The sequence below is a fragment of the Paenibacillus cineris genome, from assembly GCF_018333335.1.
Lineage (GTDB): Bacteria > Bacillota > Bacilli > Paenibacillales > Paenibacillaceae > Paenibacillus_AQ > Paenibacillus_AQ favisporus.
Genome location: NZ_BORU01000004.1, coordinates 345,503 through 367,012, shown reverse-complemented (window position 1 = coordinate 367,012; position 21,510 = coordinate 345,503). Strand labels below are relative to the sequence as shown.

Here is a 21,510-nt window from a genome sequence, read left to right as displayed (position 1 = left end):
TGTTAACGGTTCGTTATTAAAAAATAAGCCTTGGTGAAAGGGCACCCTTCAGGGTGTCCTTTTTTTGCTGCCTTCGGCCAGCCATAGGGGAAAGGCGAACCTGCTTGGGTGAAGGAGAAGGTGGGTGGCGGTTGGAAATGCCGCCGAACGTCGAACCGAACTGGGGAACCACACATACAGCTTAACTACGGGTGCCAGCAGTGACGCAGAGAGAGGCCTACTTTCTGAAGGTAAAACGGTTGTCGGCCCAACCTTTTACTCTTATAATATGGTAATACGGTAATCAGATAAAGAATGAAAGCCACACAACAAGGAGAACGAGATGAAGCGAATAGCGATTGCAGGCAGCAGCGGAGGCAACCTGTTTAACCTCGGCGGCAAAAATCCCGAGAAACTGATCGGGGAGATCAAGGCGCAGTGTCAGAGCGCAGGCGTGGACATCGGCCTCGTGCAGTTCATTGCCGCATCCGAATCGATGGACGTCGCCAAGGACCACACCGCCGCCGTGCTGTACGGATGGAATGAGGATGAGCAGCGTCTGGCGAAGCGGTACGAAGGGACGCTGAAAGATACGAATGAGACGGCGGCGGAAGCGGATGCGGAGCTGGCAGACCGGATCCGGTCCGGCGGCATCGACGGGCTGATCGTGATGAGCGCCGATCCGCAAGGGTCCAACCGGCAGGCGGTGCAGGCCGCGGCTGAGGCGGGCATTCCCGTCGTGGGAACCGGCGGAACATCCATGGCAATGATCAGCTCCAAGGGAGCGAACGTCATCGCTACGTCGGGCACGACTGGAACAACGAACCGGACGCGGGCTGTTTCGTTTATGACGTCCCTGTGCAAATACTGGGGGATCAAATACATCCCAGTGCTCGGAAGCGCCGGGGACAAGTCCGCCGCACCTGCGGGGAACCCGCTGCGGCGGATCAACTTGAAGGGCATCATGCAGTCCTCGCTGCCGGGCTTCATTGCCATGGCGATCGTGCTGGCGATCAGCCAGATCCCGGCGCTGAAGGGGCTCAGCGAGGTGTTCGACCTGATGCTCAAGGCGCTGCCGGTCGTGCTGGCGGTCGTGGCGGCCAAGCAGATTTCCGACATGGACGAGGTGTCGATTGTCGCAGGCGTCATCGCCGGGGTGCTGTCGGTGAACGGCGGCATTATCGGGGGTATTATCGGCGGGATTGGCGCCGGCCTGCTGGTGCAGTATTTATTTGTCAAATGCGTGCAGTGGAAGTTTCCGATGACGACGGTCAACATCGTGGCCGGGGGATTGGCGGGCCTTATTTCCGGCCTGATCATGTATTATTTGATCGCCCCGTTTGCCCTGCAGCTCGGCGAGTTCATTAAATACATCATCAATCAGGCGATTTCGTTTAATCCGATCATCGCGGGCGTGGTCGCAGGCCTTCTGATCTGGCCGGCGATTATCGGCGGCGTGTATCACGCGGCGATTCTGCCGATCGTCCTGCTGGAAATGGAGAAGACCGGCAACAGCTTCCTGGGGGCCATCGACATGGTCGGACTCGTGATGGTCTCTGCGGGAATCACTTTGGCCAACATCATCGCTCCGCGGGACCGGGGAGAGGCGGCAGTGGCCGCGCCAGGCTTTCTGATCAACATGGGCTTCGGCACCTTTGTTGAAGCGGCGTATCCGTTTATGTTCTCGAACAAGGTCGTCTTCGCGGGCGCCATCGGGGCGGCCGGCGTCGGCGGGGGACTGGTGGGACTGTTTAATGTGCGCGGAACGGCGTATGTTCCGTCCTTTATGGGGCCGTTTCTGTCCAACAACGTGGTCGGCTTTGCCGCGGCTATGCTCGTGGCGCTGATTCTGGCCATGCTGGTGACGCTGGTGGCGAACAAGGCATGGAGAACGGGCCGAAAGTCCGAACAGAAGCCGGAAATCGAGGCGTCAGCCTAACATTGGCCGAGGATGGAACAGCGTTATCATTTCAATTGTGGTTCATCGAGGAAGGTTTAACACGGAGAAGGCAATTTTCCAAGGAAGGTAAAGCAGGTAATCAGTACACTGAGCAGAAAGAAGCCCTAATCCCTTCAACAAGGAGATTAGGGCTTTCCTGTTATCCTTTGTATCTCCTTCGCTTCTTTGGGACAAGACAGGTTAACGGTCGACAAGGTATCCAATGATTAAAACAACTACGATGAGCAGAATGATAAGTGCCAGTCTCTTTCGCAAGTCATATCATCTCCCTTGTTAATTTAATAAACAACTTCACTCTTCACCCGGTCGAGCACCAATAGACTCAACCATCACCCTATACTCTGTAGATTACACATAGATCGGTCCGACATCCATTTTTTCCAAGGTAACATGGGGCCGGTCCGCCGCAGCCGGTATGGTATGATAAACAAAATAACAACCGACCCGTGGAAAGGAGGACACTCACATGAACGAAAAGGACACTGCCATCTTGCAGCATCTCGTCGAAGAGCAAAGCTTGACCAAAGCGGCGGAACGCCTGTACATGACGCAGCCGGCACTGACCTACCGGATTCAGCTGCTAGAGCGGGAGTTTGGCGTTCCTCTGATCGTCAAACACGCCAAAGGGACGTACCTGACGCCGGAAGGCGAAGCGCTGGCGGCTTACGCGAAGAAGACGCAGGACGAGCTGAACCATATGAAGGATTATCTCCTGAATATGCGCAGCCGGGTGAAGGGGACGCTCCGGCTCGGGGTCGCCAGTTATTACGGCCTCTACAAGCTCCCGCCGCTGCTCAAGAAGTTCAGGGACCTGTATCCCGAGGTGCATTTCAGCGTCACCTGTGCGCTCAGCCCCGAAATTGTCGACTCGCTGATGGAGCAGGAGATTCATGTGGGCATCGTCCGCGGCGATTATCCATGGGTGGAATCCCGTTTCCTGCTGCATGATGAGCCGATTTGCCTGATCTCCAAGGAGCCGATCGATCTGGCCATCCTGCCGGAGCTGCCGCATATCCACTACAGCGAGCCGAAGGCCAAGGCCGCCCGCCAGGTATCCTCCCATTTTGGGCAGACGATTCGGGCCTGGTGGCACGAGCATTACGACACGCCGCCCACCATCGCCATGCAGGTGGATGCGTATGAGACATGCAAGGAAATGGTCAAGCACGGGCTGGGCTATTCCATCGTGCCGGGCGTGTTCGTCTCGCCGGAGGACGGCTTGTACACGCTGGAGCTTAAGCTGAAGAACGGGGAGCGGATCCGGCGCAACACCTGGATGCTGTACCGGGAGCCTTCGCTCGAGCTGGCCATCGTGGACCGGTTCGTCGATTTTATGAAAACGGAACATCCGTCTTAACGAAGTCCTGCCTGGGTATCGGGCGGGGCTTCTTTTTATCCAATCTGAATGAAACGAAACGCTACATAAAAATTCTTTAGGTCCAGCGCGAAAAAATCTTGATTGTACATCTTCCTGCGGCTGCCCTTATTATTTAATACATATTAATGCATAAATATACGAAACAATGCCGGAACCAATGACGGCTTCATGAACATTTATATCGACAGGGTGGGATAGCCATGAGTGCACAGCAAGAAAAAGAACCAAAACAGCAGCTGATTCAGGCAGTTGACGCGCGTGACGCCATGCTGCGGGAGATTTCGCTGAAAATCCATGCCAATCCGGAGCTGAGCTTCCATGAGCATCAGGCGCAGCAGTGGTTGACCGAGCCGCTGGCCGAAGCGGGATTTACCGTAGAAAAAGGCATCTCCGGACTGGAGACCTCCTTTCGCGCAACCTGGGAAGGAACACCGGGCGGACCGACGATCGCTCTGCTCGCCGAATATGACGCGCTGCCGGGCATCGGCCACGCCTGCGGGCATAATCTGATCGGAACGGCTGCCGTTGGAGCGGCTCTGGCGCTGAAGGATACATGCCCGGAGCTCCCGGGCAAAATCGTGGTGCTGGGCACCCCGGCCGAAGAGGAGGGCGGCGGCAAGATCATCATGTGCCAGGACGGTGTCTTTGATGACGTTGACGCGGCCATGATGGTTCATCCGCAGAACAAAACGATGGTGCTGCGCGGAGCGCTCGCCTGCGTGGATGCGACCTTTACCTTCCACGGGAAGCAGGCGCATGCCTCCTCCTCGCCGGAAAAGGGCATCAGCGCGCTGGATGCGCTGGTTAACGCGTATGTGGCGATCAACTCGCTGCGGCAGTTTATGAAAGAGGACGTGCGGATACACGGCATCATTACGAAAGGCGGGGACGCGCCCAACGTCGTGCCGGAACTGACCGAGGCGGTGTTCATCCTCAGGGCATCCACCGTTCAGGAGCTGGAGACGGTCAGGGAAAAAGTATACCGCGCCGTCCGATGCGCGGCCGAAGGCGTCGGCGCTACCGTGGACATCGCCGAGGGGCTGATTTATGCGGAGCGCAACAACAACAAGGCGCTGGCCGGGCTGTTCGCCAGCAATCTGGAGGACCTCGGCATTGAAGTGAACGACCCGCCGGAGAAAGGCGGAGTCGGATCGTCGGACATCGGCAACGTCAGCCAGATGACTGCCGCAATCCACCCGTATATCCGGCTTGGTGACGCTACGACGCATACGCCGGAATTCGCTGCGCTGGCCGGTTCGGAGGAAGGCATGATCGAATTGAACCGTGCGGCCAAGGCGCTGGCGCTGACGGCTTACGATTTGTGTACCGACAAGGAAGCGCTGCGCGAGGTCCGCAGCGAATTTGAGCAATGGAAAGCGCAGAGAAACGAGGGATAGACCGATGAACACCACTAATACTGCATCCCGCAAATGGTTAAAAATGCCTCATACGTATGTCATTTTGATTTTCCTGGTGCTGGTGGCCACGGCGCTCACCTACGTCATTCCGGCCGGGGAGTTCGACCGGGCCGAGGACAAGGCGACAGGCAAATCCCTGGTCGTTCCCGGTTCCTACCACCAGGTGGAGGCCAGTCCGGTCAGCATCGTCAGCATACCGAAGGCGATTGTGCACGGGCTGATCGACTCGGCGGACGTCGTTTTCTTTATCCTGATTATCGGTGGCACCTTCGAAATTATTTCCTCCACGGGGACGATCGAAGCCATTACCGGCCGGGTCGCCAAAAAGTTTTCAAACAAGGGCCGCTGGGTCATCCCGATCTTTATTACGCTCTTCTCGGTCGCCGGCTTCACGATGGGGATGTCGACCGAGGTCATGGTTTTCGTGCCGATCGGCATCGCCATCGCCCGGGCGCTCGGGTTTGATGCCCTGACGGGAACCGCAATGATCTCCCTCGGCGCCTCATGCGGGTTCACCGCAGGGATTCTGAACCCGTTCAATGTGGGCTTGGCGCAGGCCATCGCCCAGGTGCCGATGTTTTCGGGCGCTTGGCTGCGGATCATCCTGCTCGTGTGCCTGATTACGGTTACCAGTCTGTATATTGTCCGGTACGCCGGTAAAGTGAGGAAAAATCCGGAGCGCAGCCTTGTCCAGGATTTGGAGAAGGATGCGGACAAGCAGGAGCTCGACTTCTCCAAGCTGCCTCCCATGCAGCTTAAGCATTATTTGAGCATCGCCACCGTTGTGATCGGGTTTGCTTCCCTGATTTGGGGCGTATCGAAAAAGGACTGGTGGATGGAGGAGCTCGCCGCGTTGTTTCTCACCATGGGCATCGTGTCCGGCTTCTGCGCCGGTTACGGTCCGAGCCGGATCGCCTCGGAATTCGTTAAAGGCGCCAAGTCGATTACGTATGGCGCACTGATCATCGGTTTTGCCCGGGGAATTATGGTCGTGCTGGACCAAGGCGACGTCATCGATTCGATCGTAAACGGGTTGGCCGTTGTGGTCGGCGAGCTGCCGGGATCCGTTCAAGTGCTCGGCATGTACGTGTTCCAGAACGTAATGAACGTCTTTATTACGTCCGGAACCGGGATGGCAGTGACGACGATGCCGATCATGGTGCCGCTGTCGGATATTCTGGGCGTTACCCGCCAAACGACGGTGCTCGCCTTCCAGCTTGGGGACGGAATCACGAACATGATTCTGCCAACGTCCTCGGCGCTGATGGGAAGCCTGGCCGTATCCGGCATCGCATATCAAAAGTGGGTGAAATTTTTCTGGCCCCTGATGTGCATGTGGATCGCTATTGGGGCGATTCTGATCGTGATCGCTAACATCATCAAATACTAGCCTTACAGAAGCGGATCGCCGTGTCTGTGCCAGGGCAAAATCCGCAAGGAATCCAATCGTACCGCCGTGCCAACCGCATGGAGGTGCGATTTTTCTTTCTTCCCATGGGTCCGGAATTGGACTAACATGAAAGATAGCTGAAACTGCCGCAGGCAGGGTTCACCGGACGGCACCCTGCGGCCGGGGGTTTTCAATCTCAGACATCCGGGGTGTGAACATGAATGGTTTGATCGGTCTTCTCTGTTTAATATGGGGCTTCAATTGGGTTTTTATGAAGCTGGCCAACGGCGTGTTTCCGCCCGTGCTTTTTGCCGGCTACCGCTTTGCGCTTGGGGCGCTCGTACTCCTGGCGGTTTGTTATTTCCGCAAGGTGCCGCTGCCCCGCTGGAAGGATTTGAAGTGGTATATCGTATGCGGCATTTTGCAGACGATGTATTTTAACCTGGCGATCCAGATATCGCTGGAGGATCTAAGCGCCGGTCTGACGTCGGTCCTCACGTACAGCATGCCGCTCTGGCTGACGCTGATGGCCCATTTTTGGCTTCCGGGAGAAAAGCTGCGTTTGCGCAAACTCGCCGGTATTATGATCGGCATCATCGGGCTCTTCATCGCCATGGATGCCCACTGGGGAGGCAGCACCGGAGCGCTGCTGCTGGCAGTGTCCTCAGGCCTGTCTTGGGCGTTGTCCAACCTTCTCATCAAACGCAAGCTTGCGGGCAGCGACATGCTCCAGTTTACGACGTGGCAGATGGTGGCCGGCGCAGCGGGACTGCTGCTGTACTCGGCGATTTTCGAGCACGGGACGAGCCATTGGGGCGTTATGCCGGCCGTGTACGTCGTGTTCTCGGGTGTCGTCGGCTCGGCGCTGGCGTTTGTGATGTGGTCGTACATTTTGTCCAAGGTGGAGGCCAGCAAAGCCTCGATTTCGCTGCTGCTGGTGCCGGTCGTCGGGGTCATCTGCGGATGCCTGTTCCTGAAGGAAAGCCTGAACCCCGTCGTGGCGGTTGGCATTGGGCTTGTGCTGCTGGGGATCTGGCTCGTCAACGGGGGCGGGAAGCCGAAGGCGGAAACATCGGCGGAAAGCTAGGGTTCGGGGAGCAAAGAATATGAACCTGGGCTGCACAATGTCTCAAGACTCAAAACGTCCTGCTGAACACTCACTTTATCGTAAAGGGGAAATGAACTGATGAAATACCGTTATCTCGGCCATACCGGACTGGAAGTATCCGTCCTGGGACTAGGCACGAACGCCTTCGGAAAGCGGGCGGATCAGGATACCTCCATCCGGATCATCCACCACGCGCTGGATCGCGGGGTGAACTTTATCGACACCGCCAATATTTATGCCGGAACCGAGTCGGAGCGCATCATCGGCCTGGCGCTGGAAGGCAGACGGCAGGAGGCGGTGCTTGCCACCAAGGCCGGGCTGGTCATGGGGCAGGGCCCTAACGGCCGCGGTTCTTCCCGGTACCATCTGATGCAGGAGCTGGAGAACAGCCTGAGACGGCTGCGCACGGATTACGTCGACCTGTACCAGATTCATACGTTTGACCCGCATACCCCGCTGGAAGAAACGCTTCGGACGCTGGACGATATGGTCCGATCCGGCAAAGTCCGCTACATCGGCGCGTCCAATTATGCCGCCTGGGAGCTGATGAAGGCGATCGGCATCAGCGAAGCCAAAGGGCTGAACCGGTTCGTGTCCACACAAGTCAGCTACTCGCTTGCAGACCGGACGCCGGAGCGGGAGCTGGTCCCGATGTGCCTGGATCAAGGCGTCGGCATCATCCCTTATTTTCCGCTGGCCGGAGGCATCCTCACCGGAAAATATTCGCTGGAGAACAGGGCGCCCGAGCAATCCCGGGCCGATACCGATCCGAACTTCAGCCGGTTTGTCATTGACCGCAACATCCGGCTTGGCCAAGAGGTTGGACGGCAGGCTGCCGATCTGGAATTAGCGCCAAGCAGCTTGTCACTGGCCTGGCTGATGGGACGCCCGGCGGTTTCGACCGTCATCGTCGGGGCGACGCGCACGAGCCAGCTGGAGGACAACCTGCACAGCGTAGAAATGACCCTGAGCGCGGAGACGATTCAAGAACTGGACCGCATCAGCGAGCCGTTCCGAAATGGTGAGCCGTTCGCCACTTACCGTTTGTCCTGAGCCATAGACATGAACACATGCCCAGGCCCCCGCATAGCATATAGCACAATTGCAGCAGGGGAAGGGTGTGACCGGTATGGTCATTCATTTAACGGCCTTACACTATGTGTACTTGGCGTTTATTGTGTTCATTATGGCGCTGCTGATCAAGCGGCGGGACACGACGATGATCTGTGTGGCAGGCATCTTCGTGCTCGGGTGGCTGGCGACCGAGACGCTGAGCGGCTCGGTGTCGGGCATCTTTAATTCTTTTATTTATGCGACCAAAGAGCTGATGGGCACCATCATGATCATTTCGATCATCGTGGCGATGAGCCGGGTGTTGATCCGCACCGGCATTAACGAGACGATGGTTGCACCGCTGACGCGGTTCATCCGGACGCCGGCGGTCGCCTTCTGGGGAATCGGACTCATCATGCTGGTCACGTCCTTGTTTTTCTGGCCGTCGCCGGCGGTCGCGCTGATCGGGGCGGTGCTGCTTCCGGTCGCGGCCCGCGTTGGTCTGCCCGCCCTGGGCGCGGCCATCGCGATGAACCTGTTCGGGCACGGCATCGCGCTCTCCGGGGACTATATTATTCAGGGTGCGCCCAAGCTGACCGCCGACGCGGCGGGACTTCACGTATCGCAGGTCATGGAGGCGAGCGTTCCGCTCGTCATCGTGATGGGCCTGGTGACAACCGTGACGGCCTACTGGATGATGCGAAGGGACATGAAGAACGGCACATGGCGGGATGGTCTCGTCACCGGGTCCGGAGGGGCGGGTACCCTTACGGGCGAAGGCGGGGGAGCGGAAGAATCGGCAGCGCCGCTTACTGCACGCGTGAGGGTGTGGCTGGCCGTCATCATCCCGGTGTTGTTCCTGATCGACGTAGCCGCCATGTTTGTGCTGAAGCTGCAGGGCGGAGACGCCACAGCGCTCGTAGGCGGCACGGCCGTACTGATTCTGATCGCGGTAACGCTGCTTTCGCACCGGAACCAAGGTCTCGAGAAGGTCACCTCTTACCTGATCGACGGCTTCACCTTCGGGTTTAAAGTATTCGGTCCGGTCATTCCGATCGCCGCCTTTTTCTACCTCGGCGATGCGGCGTTTACCGACCTCTTCGGCAAGGTGCTGCCGGAATCCTCGAACGGCATCGTCAACGATCTGGGCGCCGCACTGGCGCATGTGGTGCCGCTGAACGGAGCGGTGGGTGCCGTCACGCTGACGATCACCGGGGCCATCACCGGACTCGACGGATCCGGTTTCTCCGGCATTTCGCTCGCCGGCTCGATCGCCCAGCTGTTCGCGGCCGCCACGCATGCCGATGCAGCCACGCTGACGGCCCTCGGCCAGGTGGCGGCGATCTGGGTCGGCGGCGGTACGCTGATCCCCTGGGCGCTGATTCCCGCCGCGGCCATTTGCGGCGTCAGCCCGTTCGAGCTGGCGAGACGGAACTTGAAGCCCGTGCTGATCGGGCTGGCGGTGACTACGGCCGTGGCGATCTTTTTGGTGTAGCCGGGCTTCGATAATTCCTGCCTCTCGATCCATTCACACAAGGCCTTCCTAAAACGGAAGGCTTTTTTGTTGTTTCATGCCCTGCGGCGGTTTAAATGTTTGGGGAGGGGATTCCTAGATATACCCGGAGTCGTTTGGCTGGGAAAGGGATACCCTAAGGAAACCATACTATCGACAGAGATCGAGGTGTTATTCATGTTGTCAGCCGTCAAAAGATTTCTGATCGGCCGCCCGCTGAAGTCCGGCCAATTGGGTGAGCAAAAACTGAATAAAACCAAGGCGCTGGCCATCCTGTCCTCCGATGCGCTGTCCTCTGTTGCCTATGGTCCCGAGCAAATTTTGCTCGTGCTGGTAACGGTCAGTGCGGTAGCCTTCTGGTACACGATCCCGATCGGTATCGGCATTCTGATTTTGCTGCTGGCCCTCATTTTATCGTATAGGCAGATCATCTTTGCTTATCCCCACGGCGGTGGAGCGTATGTCGTTTCCAAGAAGAACCTGGGGATCAATCCGGGACTGATTGCCGGCGGCTCGCTGTTGGTCGATTATATTTTGACGGTGGCGGTCAGTGTGTCGTCCGGGACGGATGCTATTACGTCGGCGTTTCCCGGCCTTCACCCGTATAATGTGGTCATCGCCTGTGCGCTGGTCGTTCTGATTACCATTCTGAACCTGCGCGGGATTACCGAATCGGCTTCCATTCTGGCGTATCCGGTTTACCTGTTCGTGCTGGCGCTGTTTATTTTAATCGGGGTGGGCTTGTACAAAATCGCAACCGGACAGGTGCCCCCAACCCTGCACGCGCCAATAGGCACGCCGGTGGCCGGGATCTCCCTGTTTCTACTGCTGCGGGCTTTTGCCTCAGGGAGCTCGGCACTCACCGGGGTGGAGGCCATCTCCAATGCCATTCCGAACTTTCGCGACCCGGCGCCGAACAATGCCTCCAAAACCTTGATGGCGATGGGCACGCTGCTGGCGATCCTGTTCGCCGGCATCGTCTTTCTCGCTTACTATTACGGGATCGTACCGAATGAAAAAGAAACGGTCGTATCCCAAATCGCCTCCACCACCTTTGGGAGGAACTTCCTGTATTATTTTATCCAGGCGACAACCGCCCTTATTCTCGTCCTTGCGGCTAATACCGGCTATTCCGCCTTTCCGCTGCTCGCCGTCAACCTGGCCAAGGATAAATACATCGCTCGAATGTTTACCGTTCGCGGGGACCGTCTCGGGTATTCCAACGGCATTATGTTTCTGGCCACGGCATCAATCATTCTGATCATCGCTTTTAAGGGACGCACGGAGCATTTAATCCCGCTATATGCGGTGGGGGTATTTATTCCGTTTACGCTGGCCCAGACGGGGATGCTGGTCAAATGGATTCGTGAAAAGCCGAAAGGCTGGCTGGGCAAGCTGATCATCAACTTTGTGGGTGCGCTGATCAGCTTCACGGTCATGATGATATTTTTTATTACCAAGTTTGGCCAAGTGTGGCCTGTGCTCATTTTCCTGCCGCTGATCGTTTATATATTTCATGCGGTCAAAAGGCACTACGAGGCCGTCGGGGATCAGCTGCGGATTACGACCTGCGAGCCGGCCCTTCCCGTCGAAGGCAATGTGATGATCGTACCCGTCGCCGGGATTACCCATGTGGTGGAGAACTCGATCAATTACGCCAAGTCGTTGTCACCCGACCAGATCATCGCTGTCTACGTAGCCTATGACCGGGAATCGGAGCGGAAGATGGAGGAGAAGTGGAAGCAGTGGCAGCCCGACATTCGGCTGGTGACGCTGTTGTCGCCTTACCGCAGTATTATCCAGCCGCTGACGAAATTCGTAGATACCGTGGAGTACAAAGCTTCAGAGTCGCACTACCGGGTGACGGTGCTTATCCCGCAGTTTATCCCTAAGAAGAGCTGGCACAACATTTTGCATAACCAGTCGAGTCTGCTGATCCGTGCCTTTTTGCTCTACCGGAAAAATATCATCGTCACCACGGTGCCGTACCATTTGAAAAAATAGCTGCTTTACCCGTTACACAAAAGAAGCTGCCGACCGGGTTCTTCCGGTGCGGCAGCTTCTTCCTTGAAGATCAATAGTTGCGAAACCTTACTGCATCTGTGATTGAGCCTTGAGCGCCTTGCCTCTTGGTCTTACTTCCAATCCTGCACCCGCCAGATGTCCGTGACCCAGTCTTCATAGAAGGCGGGTTCGTGGGACACCAGCAGCACGGTGCCGGGGTAGGCGGCCAGTGCCCTCTGCAGAGACTCCTTCGCGCGGACGTCCAGATGGTTCGTCGGCTCATCCAGCACGAGCAGATTGCTCCGGGTGAGCATCAGCTCGGCGAGCCGGGCCTTAGCCTGCTCTCCTCCGCTCAGCGTCCGCAGTGGCTTGCGGATATGCTCGGCGCTCAGGCCGGCCATGGCCAGCGTGCGGCGGATCTCCTTCTCCGTCAAATCCGGACGCAAGGACCAGACATACTGCAGCGGCGTGTCCGAAGACGGGGTGTCTTCCTGCTGGTAATAGGCGGTCCGGACCGTGTTCTGAACGGTTACGGCGCCGCCCAGTGCGTTGATGCCGCCGAGCAGAGTCTTCAGCAGCGTGGACTTGCCGGCGCCGTTCTCCCCGATGATGGCGATTTTGTCGCCGCCCTTGACGGTAAGGTCAAGCGGCCGGAACAGCGGCACCGCGTATCCCGCTTGAAGCCGTCTGGCCTCGATTAGCACCGAGCCGCTGAGGTTTCCTTCCGCCCGGAACTCAAAGCGGGGCGCCGGGCCGTCACCCGGCTTCTCGACCCGCTCGATCCGGCTCAGCATTTTCTCGCGGCTCTTGGCCTGCTTCGCCTTGCGGACCCGGTTGATATTAATAAAGGATTCCAGCCGTTCGATCTCCCGGGTCTGCCGCTCATAGGCTGCCTGCTGCTGCTTCTGGCCGAGCGCATACTGCTTCTGGAACGCGGCATAGCTGCCCGTGTAGCGTTTCAAGGTCTGATGGGCCAGATGAAAAATCACGTTCGTGATTTCGTTCAGGAAATGCTCGTCATGCGACACAACGATAAAGGCGTGCGGATACTTTTTCAAGTAGCCGGTCAGCCACTCGATATGCACGGCGTCCAGGTAGTTGGTCGGTTCGTCGAGCAGCAGCACATCGGGCTCCTCCAGCAGCAGCTTGGCAAGCAGCAGCTTCGTCTTCTGGCCGCCGCTTAAGCGGCTAACGTCGGTGTCCAGGCCGATCTCGGCCAGACCCAGCCCACGGGCCACGTCCTCAATTTTGGCGGAAATGGCATAAAAGCCGGCCTGCTCCAGCCCATCCTGCAGCTCGCCGTAGCGCCTGAGCATCGCGTCAAGCCCGTCTCCCGCCTCACCGAATCGGGCCGCGATTTCATTCATTTCGCGTTCCATGTCAAACAAGTGCTGAAAGGCCCGCTCCAAATACCGCAGGACCGTCATTCCTTCCTGCAGCGAGATGTGCTGCTCCAGGAAGCCGACCCGGGCGCGCGGCGACCACTCGATCCGCCCTTCCTCCGGCAGCAGGCTTCCGGTCAGCAGGCGGAACAGTGTCGACTTGCCGGCGCCGTTCATGCCCACCAGTCCGGCATGCTCGCCCGGCAGCAGGCGAAACTCAATATGGCGAAACGTGATTTGATCTCCGTACATATGCGTAAGATTCGTGATATTTAATATGCTCATGGTTCTCTCTCCTTAGGTTTCATTGATTGCGAACAAATGAAGCCATCAGGAGGACAGCGAAATGACGTGACGATTCGATTGTAAATACTGCAAGATACTCCGGCCCTAGAGGTCTGTACCTGGCGATTAGGTATCTTACAGTCCCGCTTTAATATACAGAAAGCGGGTAAGGTGAACACACCCTACCCGCTTACATACCAAAGCTGGAAAAGATGTGGAAATCATATCGACTGTTCTCGAGATGGCTAAAAAAGGGCAGACTTCTCCCGTATCAAGCCAATTCTCTTCTAAGAACAGTAGACAAAATTTCCATTACCTTTCCACCTCATTCAAGTTTATCGTTACGCCACACAGTATAAGCGAGGCTTCCTGCAGTTGTCAATCGGACACCTGCCCTGGGAAAGCTTAGTTCTCCAACCCGCCGCAGGCGGTTAAGAATCCTTTACCCGGAGATATCTTTACAAGGCTGACATGAGAATTTATAATGTCGATGTATGTGCAGAAGTTCGAAAGGGGAATCCATAAGTGGCAGTTGTTTGCTTGTAGCCGGCAAAAGTGCAAAAATTTCGTGAGTTCGTTCACGGGATACGTATGCCCTTTTGACCTAATACAAGGAACTTCTCGCATCGTATTTTTTTCGATACCGGCGGAGTGCCTTATTTGAGGTACTCCGTTTTTTGGTGAAATGAGGAGGAAAACACATGCTAACGCCATTTATGGAAAACCACGAGTATAATTTGATCAAGCGCCTGCTGGGGCGCCTTGAATATAACATCAAGACCACAGCCGACCAGAAGGTCATATCCGCGATCCGGCACACGACTTGGACCCGGGTCATAGAGATGTTCCCTGCTGCGACGGAGGAGCAGAAGCGGTTCTTCGACCGGATTCCGACGCTAAACCGTGCCGAAGAATTCCAGGCTTATTTGAGCGAGCTGGAGCAATACGTCACGGCCTTTCCGCAGGTAACGGAACAGCAGCTGAAGAAGCTTTATCCCAAAATTAAAAAGCTGAAGCTTCCACCGCTGGCCGAGCTCGATTTCCGCTTCCTGACCTATATTGGCTGGACCGACATTTCAACGAATAAACTGTTCATCGTCTACAACCTGGACGGGAAAATGACAGGCATTGAGGGCCGATTCACCCCGACGAACAAGAAGGGGGTCTGCTGTCTCTGCAACAAGCATGAAGAGGTGGCCTTCGTGACCGCGCAGACGAAAGCGAAAGGATCGGCACTGGACCATTTCGGTCGGGTCGGAAATTATATGTGCATCGACAGCGCCAAGTGCAACCAGAATATTACCGATGTGTCTCAACTGGAGCGGTTTATGAAGGATGTGTTGAACTAACATGCTGACCATGCGTAAAATGCAGAAGAATCCGGGTTGATTCCGGGAGAAATACAGCGGGCAGGCCGAGAGGCCTTGCCCGTTTTTATTTTCCCTTTGAGCTATCAGGAGACGGTTTAGTGAACCAGTACAGGCGAAGGCGTCTGGATATACTCGGCGTACCGGATGCCTTCTGCCTTCAATTGCTCCTGACTGGCCCGGTTGGCATTGTACACCACGAACGGGGGGAGGAAGGTGCCGTGGCAGTGGGCAATCGTAAGGTGGATCGGTTTTAACAGCTCGCTGATCGTGAACCAGTTGTCTCCTCCGGCCTGAAATGACTTATCTGTGCCGCCCGCGGTAGTGACGACGATGAATTCTTTGCCCTTTAAATGCTCGCCTCCGGGGCCGTAAGCCCAGCCGGGAGTCAGTACATCGTCAAACCATTTTTTGAGAAGTGGTGGTGAGCTGTACCAATAAAAAGGGAACTGGAGAACAATCCGGTCGTAAGCAAGCAGCAGCTGCTTCTCACGGTCCGCATCGATCTGCCAATCCGGATATTCCTGATACAGATCGCGGACGTGGATATCGGTATGCTTCGGCAGAGCTTCGAGAAGCGCATGGTTCGCTCTGGACTTGGACAGATCCGGGTGGGATACAATGACCATGGTTTTCATTTCAAAATCATCCTTTCGGGTGGTATGCGGTATGAATGATGCACCCCCAGTATTGTTCAAGACCGCCGCTTTGAAAAGTACGCATTTTAAACAGACTAAGTCTTGCAAACCGTACTCTGGATCAGGACAGCGTATTGCCGAGTAGTACGAAAAATCATACTATGTACGATTTAAAAGAGTACTGTCACCATTCCGTGTACTCTGGTACAATGGCAGCAAAGACAGCACTGCCGCTTCGGTAGGAAAGGGGAGGGCTAGCGAGATGAGTAAGGACCACGGGACGGGAAACACGGGAGGAATCATAACGACGCTGCAGGCGATCGGAGGCAAGTGGAAGCCGCTCATTTTGTTTATACTGCTGCACCAGGGGACGAAACGGTTCGGGGAGCTGCGCAGACAACTTCCCCATATTACACAGGGCATGCTGACCAACCAATTGCGTGAGCTTGAGCAGGATGGATTGATTCACCGGAGGGTATATCAGGAGGTTCCTCCCAAGGTAGAATACTCCTTGACGGAACATGGGGAGTCGCTAAGATCCGTGCTCCACGATATGTGCAGCTGGGGTTTTGAGCATATGGAATTCAAGGCGAATGCCGCCAAGGAGGATACCGCCTCCGAAGCGGACGGAAATATGTAAGGGAGGGCCTGAGGGCCCTCCCTTACTGTATATTGGATGTCACTCTTCAAATGTCAGGTTAGACGGCTCGTCCCGGAGCTCGTAGACGACCTCCAAATTCGTGGTAGGTACGCTCTCGTCGACTTCATCAAACCGGAAGCTGTCCACCCATACCTGCCCCGGTCCCATCAGCAGCACGCCGAGCGAAATCGTCGCGGCATTGTCCGGGACATCAAGCACGATGGCGTAATGGTTCCAATGCGTGTCGCCCACAATCCGGCGGTTGTTCATATTGTCAAACCGAAGCACGTCCTCGGCTTGATTATCGACCCGCATCCACAATCCGCAGAACTCGGTCACCCCTTCTGTCCGGACGAAGCCGGAGAAGCGCATTCTGCGTTTCAGGTACCGATCGGCTTTAAATTGCTGCATCATCGTGGCGAACACATTCGGGCCTTCCGGGGTGATGGCTTTCACATAACCCGAGGCGTTCCCTTGATGGACGTTGTGACGGTCCAGGCCGATTTCATACTGATGCGGGTGGCTGCCGCTCAGCATCCAGCCTTTTATCATCGATTCCTCAATCATGTTCATTTCTCCTCCTTGAGCGGCATGGGCCTGGGTATGAAGACTGAACATCTTCCGGTATCGCCCTGGCGGCATGCCGTACATTTTTTTAAAGGCGCGGGTAAACGCCTCCTGGCTCTCAAAATGGCACTGCAGTGAAATGCCGATGATCGGCTCCTCCGAGTACAGGAGCATCCGCGAGGCGAGACACAGTCGGCGGCTTCGCAAATATTCCGCGATGCTCAGCCCGGTCTCCCTGCGAAACAGACGGTGAAAATGGAACGGCGAGAATCCGGCCTCCGCCGCGATCTGCTCAAGTGTCAGCGGCTCGTGAAGCTGTTCCTCCATGAACCGGATGCTGTGTTGAATCCGATTTGAATACACCTGCGTGCCCCTCCTTTGATATCAGCATAGCAGATGGGAGAGGGTGCGTTTTGACCGTTCTTGCTAACATGCGAAAAAGCCCGGGATGGGCAGGCCATTCGGGCTGGAATAGGGGAGACGTGGGAATACTCGGATGCGAACGGGATAGTTGCGGGGCGGTGTCCACGTGGTGAATCAATTCGGTCATTAAGGGCCGTCGCGCTCCCCTTTGTTTTAAAAAGACACACCATAGCAACCACTCGCTAGTCTTCGGTGTTAGAGCTCTGAAAGGTTGAAGCGGACTTCCCGGTTCGGGCAATCCGCTGCGGCGAAATCCAGCAGGCGGCGGCCCTCGTCGGCCAATGCCTCCTGATCGGCGTCCGATATAGGCTCGAACAGCTTGATCACAAGCTCGGCAGATTGCTTGTTCCGCTCCAGGCTCCACATGCCGCAAACGAAGCCGTCGACGAGCACCGCTGCCCGGATGATGCCATTCACCGTAAAGATACGGCGGCGGTAGCGTTCATCCATAATCCGGGAGCGGTCGGCGAAGGAGAGAAGCATGTTGTCGAATTCGCCGAGGAGGCGCGGAGGTGCGGGTGTATCCTCCGCCGGCAGGGGGGCGTCCGCCAGGTCGTACAGCAGGACGCCCTTTTCATCCAGGAAGGTCCGCAGACTTGGCCCGAGCCGGCGGATGACGTCGCTCAGCCGGGTCAGCCCGGACCAGACCTGGATGTCCTTGACCGAGGCCGGCCCGAAGGCGGCCAGGTAACGCAGGACCAGCTCCTCGAGTCCGGAGCTGGAAGCTTCTGCGGGCGGGCTGCCCAGCCACGCTTCCGCGGTGGTGTGCAGGGCCTGGCCGCTGGCGCCCCACAGGCCCCTTGGGGGCACCTGCACGAGCGGCACGAGCGTGCGCACCGTGTTGGCGAGCGCGGCCGGGCTGCGGTCCGGCCAGCGCTCCTGCAGGCGGGCGCCGAGCTCGCCATAGGCCAGCGGGGCCTCCTCTACGAGGGCCCGGCCGGCTGCGGCGACCGCGCCGGTATCCAGGCCGGCGAGCTCCTTGCCGTAGCCTCCCTTCAGGCCGCGGTCCAACGCGGGCTGAAGGACCGGGCGCAGCGCCAGAGCGTCCTCGGCCGTCACGAGGTGGATCGTCGACCGCATGATCGCGATGCGCACAGCCTGGCGCGTCTCGATCAGCCGGGACAGCTCCTGGGGCCGGAAGCTGGCTAACCGGGCAAACAGGCCGTAATACGGCGGGGTCGGAGCCTGGGCCTGCATGCCGGCCAGATGCCGCAGCGCGTCAAGCACCGGCATCTCTGCCCGGCGCAGCAGGAGCTGCCGTTCGAGCAGGGCCCGGTTCAAGGCCCGGCGGCTGAGCACCTTGGGAACATTTTTCGTAAAAAGGGATGTATCGGTTGGCTTGGGCATCGGCTCGGTCACGACGGCAGCGCCTCCTTAAGGTTCATGGTCTATACGTTCTTATATCCTCAGTATAGCCATCAACGCTGACAACAATATGTCAGGGTTTGGAGAGTACGGTCAAAGGAATTTGTGATCCTCGTCCCGTGGATCGCTGTGGGTTTTCGGGACGGATGCCAAAATACGGAGCATGGTGGAAATCCAATAGTGCAGCAGGCCGGGTACCGAGAGAAGCAGAATCAGCGTCGGCCGGGCCGATATGCTTTTATGATTCAGATAGAACAGCAATAGGCAGTACACCAGAACATACCATACAAGCGGCAGGACCCCAGTCGGCAGCTTCCACCAAGTTCCCATTAACCTCGAGGCGGCTTGCAGGAGCAGCGAATAACACAACATCGAAACGGTAGGGAGAAACAGCATGACTGTGACGATATCCTGGAACAAGGGAAACTCTTGCCCCGGACCATACTGCGGCCAGAAAGCAAACAGGCTGAAAGCGCACCAGACGACAGAAAGGCCTGTCCACAATACATAACAAAACCGAATCATGCGGAACCCTCCCCGAAAAGGTAAATATACACAGGGATCGGGCCCTTTACTGGGCCACCCCCGTGTATCATGCGGAACCATTCACGGCTGCTGATTTGGAGGCGGGAGAAGTTTTTTAAAATAGGCTTCGACTTCGGCAGCGACTTCTTCCGGTCCTTTGGAGCCGTCTACTTCAATGAGGGGCAGTCCCCGTTCCTTTACAGACTGTCTGTAAAGCTCGGCCCACAGCAGGTCACGTTCGATGTGGTTCTGCTGGGCAAGCTCGGGGTCATCCAGAACTTCGGCACGCCGCTGCCCCTTGAGACGCCGATGATGGGAATCCCTTTGGAAGGGTTCGCTCGGCACCATCCATATGGCTCGTTGGGGATCTGGTAATAAAGGGAGGAGCGCTTCCGGAAAAAAGCCGGGCCCCTCTGCGATGATGGGACGATCCGCGGATATGGCATGCAAATCTTCAATAACCATGGGAAGCCGCTCCAACCAAACCGATTTTCCACTGGCAGCCATTTCCGCTGGCGTGCATGACAGCCATAACCATTCCAGAAACGCCTTCTCATCCAAATCCGCGAGTTTGGTTCCTAACGCGAACAATGCGGGATGCCGCTCAGGATCCGCGCGACGGATATGATCCATTTCATACCGGTCGAAGTGGTATACCTGTAACTGGTATATTGAGCCAAGCAAGTCTGCGACCGTCGTTTTACCGCAATCCGGAGGGCCGCCGATCCAAAGAATATGCGACAAGGCTATTGCTTCCTTATCCACGAATACAGCGATCATCATCACCTCTTTTTCATGGAGAATTGTCAGAATGAAGTGTCTGATATGCGATTCTACAGTTTATTGATATCCAGTTATTGGGATTTTTGGGGCAGATGCCTCCACATTAACATGTTATTGGGGAGCGATGCAAAAGCTGTGGAGTTCAATTCCAGCGTTCCTTTAAAGCTGGTATATTGCCGATATACCTGAAATCACGCAATGAACAAAAAGACTTGTAGTATATCGCAGTGCAGTGGGTGAGGCGCTGTCTGCGTAGACAACGATGCAGTATAATGGAAAAATAGTGGAAAAAGGGATCCTTTGAGCAGAAGCTGTCACTAATCAAAAAAAATACGGCGACCCAACATTCAGATGATGGGTACGGACATTGGGAATCTGCTTGAATGAAAGGGGCGATACCTTGAAAATAGGCCAGCTATCCAAAGCGACCGGTGCCAGCACTCGATCGATCAGATATTACGAAAAGAAAAATCTGTTGACAGCAAAACGTATGGATAATGATTATCGTGAATTCGACGAATCTGATGTTAAACGGATCAAAACGATACAGATTTATTTAGACATCGGTCTGTCGACGAGGGAAATTAATGGAATATTAAATTGCCATGAGAATTATGATCCTTACGACAACGATGATTTCTGTGAGGAATTGCTCGGTGCCTATGAGGAAAAACATGCAGAAATCTTACAGCAAATTCAATCGCTCACTGTAGCACAGCAGAAATTGGAACAGCGTATTGAACAAATGAGACGCCGGAGAACGTTGAAAGGAACAGTGAGCAACTCAGCCGAGCAATCAAACCAATCTTCATGAACAAAAGGGTTTAAGGAAGGGCCGATTTACAATATGGATAAACGGCTTGCATGTATAAGATGGATGAATGAACGATAGATATGAAGCACATAAAAATGTACCGGCTGCATTCGTGTTCAGGCTTTGATTTATTTAGTAAAAAGAACAGCGGGGAAGCCGGGCTTCTCCGCTGTTCTTTTTATAATATCAAAGTATAAACTTCAGAGCCGTTGCTCCTGATATTGCAAGAAAAATTACCTTTAAAGGCGGTCTGTCTTCTTTGAAGGTACGTCGATAGACGTTTATGGAAGTTGTAATTAAACGAGAGCTTTAACGGCAGCAACTGCATTTTCGTAGTTAGGGTGCTCTGTCATTTCGCCCACATACTCAACGTATTGAACGGTATTGTCAGCATCGATCACAAAGACGGATCTCATCAACAATTGAATTTCCTTAATGAGAACGCCGTATGATTGGCCAAAGCTGCGGTCTTTATAATCGGATAAGATGATTACATTGTCAATGCCCTCAGCATCGCTCCAACGGGATTGTGCAAAAGGAAGATCCACGCTGACGGTCAGGACAACCACGTTATTGCCAAGCTTTGCGGCTTCCTTGTCAAAACGCCGGGTTTGAGCGTCGCATACACCTGTATGGTCCAGGGAAGGAACGACACTGATTAGTTTGACTTTCCCGGCATAATCAGCCAAGGATGCTTGCTCTAACAAATTTTTGCTAACTTTGAAGTCAGGGGCTTTGTCTCCGACCTTCAGTTCAGGTCCTACTAAAGTAAGCGGGTTGCCTTGAGCTGTTGCTACACCGGTACGTTCTTGTGCCATTGTACACGGCCTCCTTATTTTTTTAATGGATATAATGGGAAGGACGCTCTGTCATTTCGCCTAAATATTCAACGTACTGTACGGTATTGTCAGCATTGCT

Annotated in this window: 18 protein-coding genes; 11 read left to right on the top strand and 7 right to left on the bottom strand. The window is 55.7% G+C overall.

The window, feature by feature from the left end; translation table 11 throughout:
* Nucleotides 1–322 precede the first annotated feature (322 nt).
* The 8 genes from KI379_RS28400 to KI379_RS28365 all read left to right on the top strand — a co-directional run bounded on the left by KI379_RS28400 (nt 323) and on the right by KI379_RS28365 (nt 11,803).
* Nucleotides 323–1,918: a PTS sugar transporter gene (locus KI379_RS28400; RefSeq protein WP_212985674.1), complete on the top strand. Its 1,596-nt coding sequence runs from the start codon at nt 323–325 to the stop codon at nt 1,916–1,918.
* 487 nt (nt 1,919–2,405) lie between these two features.
* A complete protein-coding gene (locus KI379_RS28395; protein WP_212985673.1) occupies nt 2,406–3,296 on the top strand; it encodes a LysR family transcriptional regulator in 891 nt (296 codons plus the stop codon).
* Nucleotides 3,297–3,517: 221 nt separating this feature from the next.
* Entirely contained in the window at nt 3,518–4,714 is a 1,197-nt protein-coding gene (locus KI379_RS28390) for a M20 family metallopeptidase (RefSeq protein WP_212985672.1), read from the top strand.
* A 4-nt stretch (nt 4,715–4,718) separates the two neighbouring features.
* Nucleotides 4,719–6,125 carry a YfcC family protein gene (locus tag KI379_RS28385; protein WP_212985671.1) on the top strand — a complete coding sequence of 469 codons (1,407 nt, stop codon included), beginning with the start codon at nt 4,719–4,721 and terminating at the stop codon, nt 6,123–6,125.
* Nucleotides 6,126–6,342: 217 nt separating this feature from the next.
* On the top strand, nt 6,343–7,212 hold the full coding sequence (locus KI379_RS28380) for a DMT family transporter (RefSeq protein WP_212985670.1): 870 nt from the start codon (nt 6,343–6,345) through the stop codon (nt 7,210–7,212).
* Nucleotides 7,213–7,311: 99 nt separating this feature from the next.
* Nucleotides 7,312–8,286, top strand: coding sequence for an aldo/keto reductase (locus KI379_RS28375; RefSeq protein ID WP_212985669.1), 975 nt, complete (start codon nt 7,312–7,314; stop codon nt 8,284–8,286).
* 76 nt (nt 8,287–8,362) lie between these two features.
* Nucleotides 8,363–9,781: a hypothetical protein gene (locus KI379_RS28370; protein ID WP_212985668.1), complete on the top strand. Its 1,419-nt coding sequence runs from the start codon at nt 8,363–8,365 to the stop codon at nt 9,779–9,781.
* Nucleotides 9,782–9,976: 195 nt separating this feature from the next.
* The gene (locus KI379_RS28365; protein ID WP_076172174.1) at nt 9,977–11,803 is read left to right on the top strand and encodes an APC family permease; all 1,827 of its coding nucleotides are present in this window, start codon (nt 9,977–9,979) and stop codon (nt 11,801–11,803) included.
* 131 nt (nt 11,804–11,934) lie between these two features.
* Here the strand turns inward: KI379_RS28365 and KI379_RS28360 are convergent, their stop codons facing one another.
* The gene (locus tag KI379_RS28360) at nt 11,935–13,470 is read right to left on the bottom strand and encodes an ABC-F family ATP-binding cassette domain-containing protein (RefSeq protein ID WP_212985667.1); all 1,536 of its coding nucleotides are present in this window, start codon (nt 13,468–13,470) and stop codon (nt 11,935–11,937) included.
* A gap of 701 nt (nt 13,471–14,171) precedes the next feature.
* Between KI379_RS28360 and KI379_RS28355 the strand changes: the two genes are divergently transcribed.
* On the top strand, nt 14,172–14,819 hold the full coding sequence (locus KI379_RS28355) for a FusB/FusC family EF-G-binding protein (protein WP_116233319.1): 648 nt from the start codon (nt 14,172–14,174) through the stop codon (nt 14,817–14,819).
* 116 nt (nt 14,820–14,935) lie between these two features.
* Here the strand turns inward: KI379_RS28355 and KI379_RS28350 are convergent, their stop codons facing one another.
* Complete coding sequence (locus KI379_RS28350; protein WP_212970389.1) at nt 14,936–15,475, bottom strand: NAD(P)H-dependent oxidoreductase; 540 nt, start codon at nt 15,473–15,475, stop codon at nt 14,936–14,938.
* A gap of 262 nt (nt 15,476–15,737) precedes the next feature.
* Here KI379_RS28350 and KI379_RS28345 point away from each other — a divergent pair, with 262 nt between their 5' ends.
* Nucleotides 15,738–16,115 carry a winged helix-turn-helix transcriptional regulator gene (locus tag KI379_RS28345; protein WP_076172167.1) on the top strand — a complete coding sequence of 126 codons (378 nt, stop codon included), beginning with the start codon at nt 15,738–15,740 and terminating at the stop codon, nt 16,113–16,115.
* A 39-nt stretch (nt 16,116–16,154) separates the two neighbouring features.
* Here KI379_RS28345 and KI379_RS28340 read toward each other — a convergent pair whose 3' ends face one another.
* From KI379_RS28340 to KI379_RS28325, 4 genes are all read right to left on the bottom strand, one after another.
* Nucleotides 16,155–17,009 (bottom strand): helix-turn-helix transcriptional regulator, encoded by an 855-nt coding sequence (locus KI379_RS28340; protein WP_212985781.1) that lies wholly within the window; start codon nt 17,007–17,009, stop codon nt 16,155–16,157.
* A gap of 291 nt (nt 17,010–17,300) precedes the next feature.
* Nucleotides 17,301–18,464, bottom strand: a complete 1,164-nt coding sequence (locus tag KI379_RS28335) for a winged helix DNA-binding domain-containing protein (RefSeq protein ID WP_244879480.1) — start codon at nt 18,462–18,464, stop codon at nt 17,301–17,303.
* Between the two features lie 99 nt (nt 18,465–18,563).
* Complete coding sequence (locus KI379_RS28330; protein ID WP_212985666.1) at nt 18,564–18,995, bottom strand: hypothetical protein; 432 nt, start codon at nt 18,993–18,995, stop codon at nt 18,564–18,566.
* Nucleotides 18,996–19,076: 81 nt separating this feature from the next.
* Nucleotides 19,077–19,739: a hypothetical protein gene (locus KI379_RS28325; RefSeq protein ID WP_212985665.1), complete on the bottom strand. Its 663-nt coding sequence runs from the start codon at nt 19,737–19,739 to the stop codon at nt 19,077–19,079.
* Between the two features lie 439 nt (nt 19,740–20,178).
* On the opposite strand from KI379_RS28325, the gene KI379_RS28320 reads away from it, so the two are divergent.
* Nucleotides 20,179–20,592 (top strand): MerR family transcriptional regulator, encoded by a 414-nt coding sequence (locus tag KI379_RS28320; RefSeq protein ID WP_212985664.1) that lies wholly within the window; start codon nt 20,179–20,181, stop codon nt 20,590–20,592.
* A 296-nt stretch (nt 20,593–20,888) separates the two neighbouring features.
* On the opposite strand, the gene tpx is transcribed toward KI379_RS28320, so the two are convergent.
* Entirely contained in the window at nt 20,889–21,410 is a 522-nt protein-coding gene (gene tpx / locus KI379_RS28315; protein ID WP_212985663.1) for a thiol peroxidase, read from the bottom strand.
* Nucleotides 21,411–21,510: the final 100 nt, after the last annotated feature.

What these genes read in the sequence shown, in the direction of transcription:
- KI379_RS28365 (WP_076172174.1), top strand. Translation starts at nt 9,977, where the DNA reads ATGTTGTCAGCCGTCAAAAGATTTCTGATCGGCCGCCCGCTGAAGTCC.
- KI379_RS28360 (WP_212985667.1), bottom strand. Translation starts at nt 13,470, where the DNA reads ATGAGCATATTAAATATCACGAATCTTACGCATATGTACGGAGATCAA.
- KI379_RS28340 (WP_212985781.1), bottom strand. Translation starts at nt 17,009, where the DNA reads ATGGAGGAACAGCTTCACGAGCCGCTGACACTTGAGCAGATCGCGGCG.
- KI379_RS28350 (WP_212970389.1), bottom strand. Translation starts at nt 15,475, where the DNA reads ATGAAAACCATGGTCATTGTATCCCACCCGGATCTGTCCAAGTCCAGA.
- KI379_RS28330 (WP_212985666.1), bottom strand. Translation starts at nt 18,995, where the DNA reads ATGATTCGGTTTTGTTATGTATTGTGGACAGGCCTTTCTGTCGTCTGG.
- KI379_RS28375 (WP_212985669.1), top strand. Translation starts at nt 7,312, where the DNA reads ATGAAATACCGTTATCTCGGCCATACCGGACTGGAAGTATCCGTCCTG.
- tpx (WP_212985663.1), bottom strand. Translation starts at nt 21,410, where the DNA reads ATGGCACAAGAACGTACCGGTGTAGCAACAGCTCAAGGCAACCCGCTT.
- KI379_RS28370 (WP_212985668.1), top strand. Translation starts at nt 8,363, where the DNA reads ATGGTCATTCATTTAACGGCCTTACACTATGTGTACTTGGCGTTTATT.
- KI379_RS28385 (WP_212985671.1), top strand. Translation starts at nt 4,719, where the DNA reads ATGAACACCACTAATACTGCATCCCGCAAATGGTTAAAAATGCCTCAT.
- KI379_RS28355 (WP_116233319.1), top strand. Translation starts at nt 14,172, where the DNA reads ATGCTAACGCCATTTATGGAAAACCACGAGTATAATTTGATCAAGCGC.
- KI379_RS28380 (WP_212985670.1), top strand. Translation starts at nt 6,343, where the DNA reads ATGAATGGTTTGATCGGTCTTCTCTGTTTAATATGGGGCTTCAATTGG.
- KI379_RS28390 (WP_212985672.1), top strand. Translation starts at nt 3,518, where the DNA reads ATGAGTGCACAGCAAGAAAAAGAACCAAAACAGCAGCTGATTCAGGCA.
- KI379_RS28395 (WP_212985673.1), top strand. Translation starts at nt 2,406, where the DNA reads ATGAACGAAAAGGACACTGCCATCTTGCAGCATCTCGTCGAAGAGCAA.
- KI379_RS28400 (WP_212985674.1), top strand. Translation starts at nt 323, where the DNA reads ATGAAGCGAATAGCGATTGCAGGCAGCAGCGGAGGCAACCTGTTTAAC.
- KI379_RS28345 (WP_076172167.1), top strand. Translation starts at nt 15,738, where the DNA reads ATGAGTAAGGACCACGGGACGGGAAACACGGGAGGAATCATAACGACG.